We start from the raw sequence: 6,317 nt of genomic DNA, 5'->3' as shown, positions 1-6,317 counted from the left end.
GAGCATGGTGGACAAGCAGATCGACATGTTCGCGGCGGCGCTGGCCAAAAAGCCGTCGGCCATCGGCTTTGCCGCGCTGGACAGCAAGGCATCGATCCCGCTGCTGAAAAAGGCCCAGGCCGCCAAGATCCCGGTCATCGCATTTGACTCGGGCGTGGACAGCGATATTCCGGTGACCACGACCACCACCAACAACGTGGCCGCCGCAGCCCTCGCCGCCGACAAGATGGCCGAGCTGATCGGTAAAAGCGGCGATGTCGCCCTCGTGGTGCATGACCAGACCAGCCGCACCGGCATCGATCGCACCGACGGATTTGTCAACCGTATCAAGTCAACCTATCCCAACATCAAGATCGTCAGCGTGCAGTACGGCGGCGGCGACCAGCTCAAATCGACCGAGATCACCAAGTCCATCCTGCAGGCCAACCCTAACCTCAAGGGAATTTTCGGCGCCAACGAAGGCTCGGCCATCGGTGCACTGAATGGCGCCAGGGAGATGAAGCGCAAGGTGGTGATCATCGGCTACGACTCCGGCAAGCAGCAAAAGGCCGCCATCATGGACGGCTCAATGGCCGGCGCCATTACCCAGAACCCGGTCGGCATTGGCTACAAGACGGTGGAGGCGGCGGTCAAGTCCCTCAAGGGCGAAAAGCTGCCCAAGGTCATCGACACCGGCTTTTACTACTACGACAAGACCACCATCAATGATCCCAAGATCGCTGCGGTTCTGTATGACTGATGGGTGCGGCGGCCTCAGGGCTACCACGCGCTGAAGCGCTTCTTCACCAGGCAAACAGCAATCCCCAGGCAATCCTTCATGAGCACTATCCAATCCATGCGTGTCGTCGATGTGCGCTTTCCCACGTCGCGGCATCTCGACGGCTCGGACGCGATGAATCCGGACCCGGACTATTCGGCCGCCTATGTGGTGCTGGAAACCGGCGAGCCGGGGCTTGAAGGCCATGGCCTGACCTTCACCATCGGCCGCGGCAATGAAATCTGCTGTGCCGCCATCGAAGCCATGCGCCACCTGGTGGTCGGTCTCGACATGGACTGGGTGACCGAAGACATGGGCCGCTTCTGGCGTTACATCACCTCGGACAGCCAGCTGCGATGGATCGGCCCCGACAAGGGCGCGATCCACCTGGCGACTGCCGCCGTGGTCAATGCCGTGTGGGACCTGTGGGCCAAGCAGGAGGGCGTGCCGGTGTGGAAGCTGGTGGCCCGCATGAGCCCGGAAGAGATCGTCAGGCTGATCGACTTCCGCTACATCACCGACTGCATCACGCCGGCCGAAGCGCTGGCGCTGTTGACGCGCCAGGCCGCCGGCAAGGACGCGCGCCTGAAGACGCTCGAGCAGGAAGGATACGCCTGCTACACCACTTCCGCCGGCTGGCTGGGCTATGACGACGAAAAGCTCAGGCGCCTGGCCCAGGAGGCGGTGGACGCCGGCTTTTCGCACATCAAGCTCAAGGTGGGCCGCGACCTGCAGGACGACATCCGGCGGGTGCGCGTCGCCCGCGAGGTGCTCGGCCCCGACCGCACCCTGATGATCGACGCCAACCAGGTGTGGGATGTCAACGAGGCGATTGAGTGGCTGGGCCACCTGGGCTTTGCCAAGCCCTGGTTCATCGAAGAGCCGACCAGCCCCGACGACATCGAGGGTCACCGCCGCATCCGCGAGGCGGTGAAGGGCGACATGCAGGTCGCCACCGGCGAGATGTGCCAGAACCGCGTCATGTTCAAGCAGCTCATCATGCAGGGCGCCATTGACGTGGTGCAGATCGACGCCTGCCGCCTGGGCGGGGTCAACGAGGTGCTGGCCGTGATGTTGATGGCGGCCAAATATGGGCTCAAGGTTTGTCCGCATGCCGGCGGGGTCGGCTTGTGCGAATACGTGCAGCACCTGTCGATGATCGATTACCTCTGCATCGCCGGTACCAAGGAAGGCCGGGTGATCGAATACGTGGACCACCTGCACGAGCATTTCGTGGACCCCTGCGTGATTCGCCATGCCGCCTACATGCCGCCGCAGCGGCCTGGCTATTCGATTGAGATGAAGCGCGAGTCGCTGGCGCAGTACGCCTTCAAGGGCTGATGGCCGCTACACACCCTCGGCTGAGCCTGACCATAACCAACATCTGACACCGGAGCCCTTGATGAATTTGCACCTTCAAAACAAGATTGTCATTGTCACCGGCGGGGGCGCCGGAATTGGCGGGGCCATCAGCCTGCAGCTGGCGCGGGAGGGCGCCGTGCCGGTGATCTTCGGCCGCAGCCCCTTGTTGCCGGAATTTTCCGCGGCCTTGCGGGAGCTCGGTGCACGCCATGGGTTTTTCCAGCTCGACCTTGAAAGCGAATCGGCCTGCCGGACCGCGGTGCAGGGTGCCGTGGCCGAATTCGGCGGCATTGATGCGCTGGTCAACAACGCCGGCGTCAACGACAGCGTCGGCCTGGAGGCCGGCCCCGAGGCCTTCGAGCGCTCGCTGCAGTCCAACCTGATGCATTACTACCTGATGGCTCACCTGTGCCTGGACCAGCTAAAGGCCAGGCGCGGCGCCATCGTCAACATTTCCTCCAAGACGGCGCTCACTGGGCAGGGCAACACCAGCGGCTACGTCGCGGCCAAGGCGGCCCAGCTGGGGCTGACACGCGAATGGGCTGCCGCCCTGGCGCCACATGGCGTGCGGGTCAATGCGGTGCTGCCGGCCGAAGTCATGACGCCGCTCTATGAAACGTGGCTCAAGACCTTTGCCGACCCGGCAGCGGCGCTGGCCGACATCACGGCCCGGATCCCCCTGGGCCAGCGCATGACGACCGACCGCGAAATTGCCGACACGGTAGTGTTCCTGCTGTCCGATCGCGCCTMACACACGACGGGCCAGTGGATTCATCCCGATGGCGGTTATGTGCATCTGGACCGCGCCTTGCCTGTCGGCGGACCACCATGAACAGACATCAACACGGCCAAAACGCCATGCGGCGCTGCCAGCTACCGAGCCCTGAAAAGCACGATGAAGCTCGCCGCAGATTTTCCCCGCCCGAACCGGGTTCGCTCTGGGCAGCCATGCCGGCGGATGGGCATATCCGGACTTTTTAACTGACTCAACCTAACCATAGCAAAGAGAGACAAATCATGAAAGCTGCTTTCCGTAGTGTGTACCTCGGTGTGGCCTGCGCGGCCGCGCTGGCGCCACAGTTGGCCTCGGCCCAGTCCAGTGTCACCATGTACGGACGTGCCGTATCAGGCCTGGCGTATATCGACCATGTGTATGACCCGGTGGCCAATGCCAGCTTCTCCAAAACCATGGTGGCCAGCAACCAGTGGGGCACCAGCATGTGGGGCATGAAGGGCAAGGAAGACCTGGGCGGCGGGCTGGCGGCCAACTTCCTTCTCGAAAGCGGGTTTGAACTGAAAAACGGCTCGGTCGGCTCGGCATTGTTCAACCGCCGCGCCTATGTCGGTCTGTCCAACGCCAGCTGGGGCAGCTTCCGTCTTGGCAAGAACCTGTTCATCAGCAACGACGTGTGGGACCTGGACCCGACCGGCCAACAGTGGGTGGGCAGCGCCACCCTGGTCAGGGGCCGCAGCTGGCCCGGTGCCAGCAACGTGGTCGAGTATTCAACGCCTGATATGGGCGGCTTCAGCGCCACCGGGCAAATCTCGTTTGGCGAACAGGCTGGAAACAGCAAGGCCAACCGCGGCGAGGGCATATCGATGACCTATGCGAACCAGGACCTGATGCTGCGCGCCATCTATTCAGAGCGCCGTAATGCTGCCGCCACCTTCACGGATGTTTTCAGCACCTCCAAGGAAACCATCATAGGCGGCACATACAAGTTCGGCCCGGCCAAGCTCTATGCGGCCTACGACTACATCACCGCACCCGACGCGGCCCTCACAGCCGCGTCCAAGCTCAAGCATGCCTGGGTTGGCGTTCGTTACGATGTGACGCCAGCGCTCACGCTGATCGGTTCGGTCTTCCACGTGAAGTCTGACCGGGTGGCCGGCAAGGCCACGCTGGGCATGGTGGGTGCGGACTACAGCATGTCCAAGCGCACGTTGCTGTACGCATCATTCGGCAGCGTCAGCAACTCCAGTGGTGCCAACTTCGGGGTGGACGGGGGCATCTCGGGAAATCCGAATGTCAACCAGGGGCAAAGAACCATTTACGCGGGCATTGCGCACAGCTTTTAAAGGGCAACGCCGCCGGGGGAGCTAGGCGCTCGGCGGCAGGCTGGCTGGGTCAGATCGGTATCACCTGACGCGGACCCGCTGGCCAACCATTTTTTGCTATTAAAAACATAGCTGCTCGCGCAGGCGATGCCTGCGCCGCAGCTATTTTTTATGCTCAATCGATGTGCAAGCGGGACCGTGCTGCTCACTCGCACGCAAGGGCGTGGGCGACAATCAGTGCCGTGCTCCGCATTCTTTTCGTCACTTTCCCTTTTTTCGCCCTGGTGCTGTGCGGCTACCTTGCTGCACGCCGGGGCCTGCTCCCGCAGCTGGCCATTCCTGGCCTCAATACCTTCGTGTTGTATTTCGCATTGCCCTGCATGCTGTACCGCTTTGGCGCCGGCACGCCGATTGCGCAGCTGCTGGACGCGAGCCTGGTGGCGGTCTACCTGGTGTGCGCGTTGCTGATGGTGGCTTTCACCGTGATGCTCACGCGCAAGGGCCGTATTGCCTGGAACGATGCGTCTTTCGGTGCGCTGGTGGCGGCTTTCCCCAATACGGGCTTCATGGGCGTGCCGCTGCTGGTGGCACTGCTGGGCGCTCAGGCCGCCGGCCCGGCCATCGTCACCATCCTGGTTGACTTGCTCGTGACAAGCTCGCTGTGCATCGCGCTGTCGCGGCTGGACTCGGCCGACATTCATGGCGCAGAGGTCGCTGCGCAAAAAGCGCTCAAGGGCGTGGCGCTCAATCCCATGCCGTGGGCGATTGTGCTGGGCGCGCTATCGTCCGGGCTGGGTGTGATGTTGCCAGGGCCGGTGATGCAGACCGTCGGGCTGCTGGCCGATGCGGCCTCGCCTGTGGCGCTGTTCACCATTGGCGCGGTGCTGGCGCGCTCGCAGATGAACAGTACGGCTGCCACACCCCTGAAGGAGTATGTGCCGGTTGCGCTCATCAAACTGGTGGTGCACCCGGTATTGGTGGGCCTCGTCGGGTTGGGTGCCATCGCTGTGGGCGTGCCGCTGCAACCCTTCGCACTCACGGTCATCGTACTGGTGGCGGCGTTGCCCAGCGCCAGCAATGTGGCGCTGCTGGCCGAGCGCTTTGGCGCGGACAACGGCCGCATCGCGCGCATCATCCTGTTGTCGACGGTGCTGGCTTTTTTCAGCTTTTCGGCAGCAGTGACCCTGCTGACCTGAGCCAGGTACCAGGCCTTTTCGGCCGTCGTTACAAAAAAACCTAAAAAAAATGGTCCCGCGTTGTCGATTTCGCGCTTTCCGTTCGTCGTACCGGTAAGAGCAGGATTTTTCTGCCCGGGTTGTCCGGGCTCTCCGCTCCCAACGCAAACCTAACGCAACACCAAGGAGTCCGAAATGAAATTCATGGTCCTCATCAAAGCCGACAAACACAGCGAAGCCGGCGAAATGCCCAGCGAACAACTGCTGGCCGACATGGGCAAGTTCAACGAATCGCTGGTCAAGGCTGGCGTGATGCTGGCGGGCGAAGGCTTGCACCCCAGCGCCAAAGGCGCGCGCGTCAGGTTTTCCGGCAGCAAGCGCACCGTGATCGACGGGCCTTTCCCCGTAACCAAAGAGTTGGTCGCCGGTTTCTGGATGCTGCAAGTCTCGTCGAAAGAAGAGGCGATTGAGTGGATCAAACGCTGCCCCTTGCCGCCTGAGAGCGAGGCCGAAATCGAAATCCGCCAGGTGTTTTCGGCTGAAGACTTCGGCGCCGAATTCACGCCTGAACTTCGCGAAGCCGAAGAGCGCTTGCGCCAGCAGGTCGAAGCACAGACTGCCGCGAAGTCCTGAAAGCGGGCGCCTGGCTGCCGGGCCCGTGTTTGAGGTAAAAACCGGGTTCCAAGGAGACTTCACGCATGCAATACATGATCCTGCGCAAATCCGACGCGAGCACTGAAGCCGGCGAGCTGCCCAGCCCCGCACTGCTGGCCGCCATGGGCGCCTACAACGAAGAACTGGCCAAGGCCGGCATGCTGCTGGGCGGCGAGGGCCTGCAGGCAAGCTCAAAGGGCGCGCTCATCCGGTTTTCCGGTGGCAAGCCCACGGTCATCGATGGCCCCTTCACCGAAGCCAAAGAGCTGATCGCCGGTTTCACCATGATTGAGGCGGCTTCCAGGGGTGAC

7 protein-coding genes are annotated in these 6,317 nt (G+C 62.5%); all 7 read left to right on the top strand.

Features of this window, described 5'->3' with window-relative positions:
• A partial coding sequence (locus tag AC1DWI_RS10955) for a substrate-binding domain-containing protein (protein ID WP_477724827.1) occupies nucleotides 1-739 on the top strand: 739 nt, incomplete at its 5' end.
• A gap of 78 nt (nucleotides 740-817) precedes the next feature.
• The gene (locus tag AC1DWI_RS10950; RefSeq protein ID WP_477670154.1) at nucleotides 818-2,098 is read left to right on the top strand and encodes an L-fuconate dehydratase; all 1,281 of its coding nucleotides are present in this window, start codon (nucleotides 818-820) and stop codon (nucleotides 2,096-2,098) included.
• A gap of 61 nt (nucleotides 2,099-2,159) precedes the next feature.
• On the top strand, nucleotides 2,160-2,951 hold the full coding sequence (locus tag AC1DWI_RS10945) for an L-fucose dehydrogenase (RefSeq protein WP_477724826.1): 792 nt from the start codon (nucleotides 2,160-2,162) through the stop codon (nucleotides 2,949-2,951).
• 185 nt (nucleotides 2,952-3,136) lie between these two features.
• Nucleotides 3,137-4,198 (top strand): porin, encoded by a 1,062-nt coding sequence (locus tag AC1DWI_RS10940; RefSeq protein ID WP_477670152.1) that lies wholly within the window; start codon nucleotides 3,137-3,139, stop codon nucleotides 4,196-4,198.
• A 221-nt stretch (nucleotides 4,199-4,419) separates the two neighbouring features.
• Nucleotides 4,420-5,373, top strand: a complete 954-nt coding sequence (locus AC1DWI_RS10935; RefSeq protein ID WP_477670151.1) for an AEC family transporter — start codon at nucleotides 4,420-4,422, stop codon at nucleotides 5,371-5,373.
• Between the two features lie 174 nt (nucleotides 5,374-5,547).
• The gene (locus tag AC1DWI_RS10930) at nucleotides 5,548-5,985 is read left to right on the top strand and encodes a YciI family protein (RefSeq protein ID WP_477670150.1); all 438 of its coding nucleotides are present in this window, start codon (nucleotides 5,548-5,550) and stop codon (nucleotides 5,983-5,985) included.
• A 65-nt stretch (nucleotides 5,986-6,050) separates the two neighbouring features.
• On the top strand, nucleotides 6,051-6,317 hold a 267-nt coding region (locus tag AC1DWI_RS10925; RefSeq protein WP_477724825.1), incomplete at its 3' end, for a YciI family protein.

The sequence above is a fragment of the Polaromonas sp. P3_C2 genome (assembly GCF_056402675.1).
This window is presented reverse-complemented; position numbering and strand designations above follow the sequence as displayed.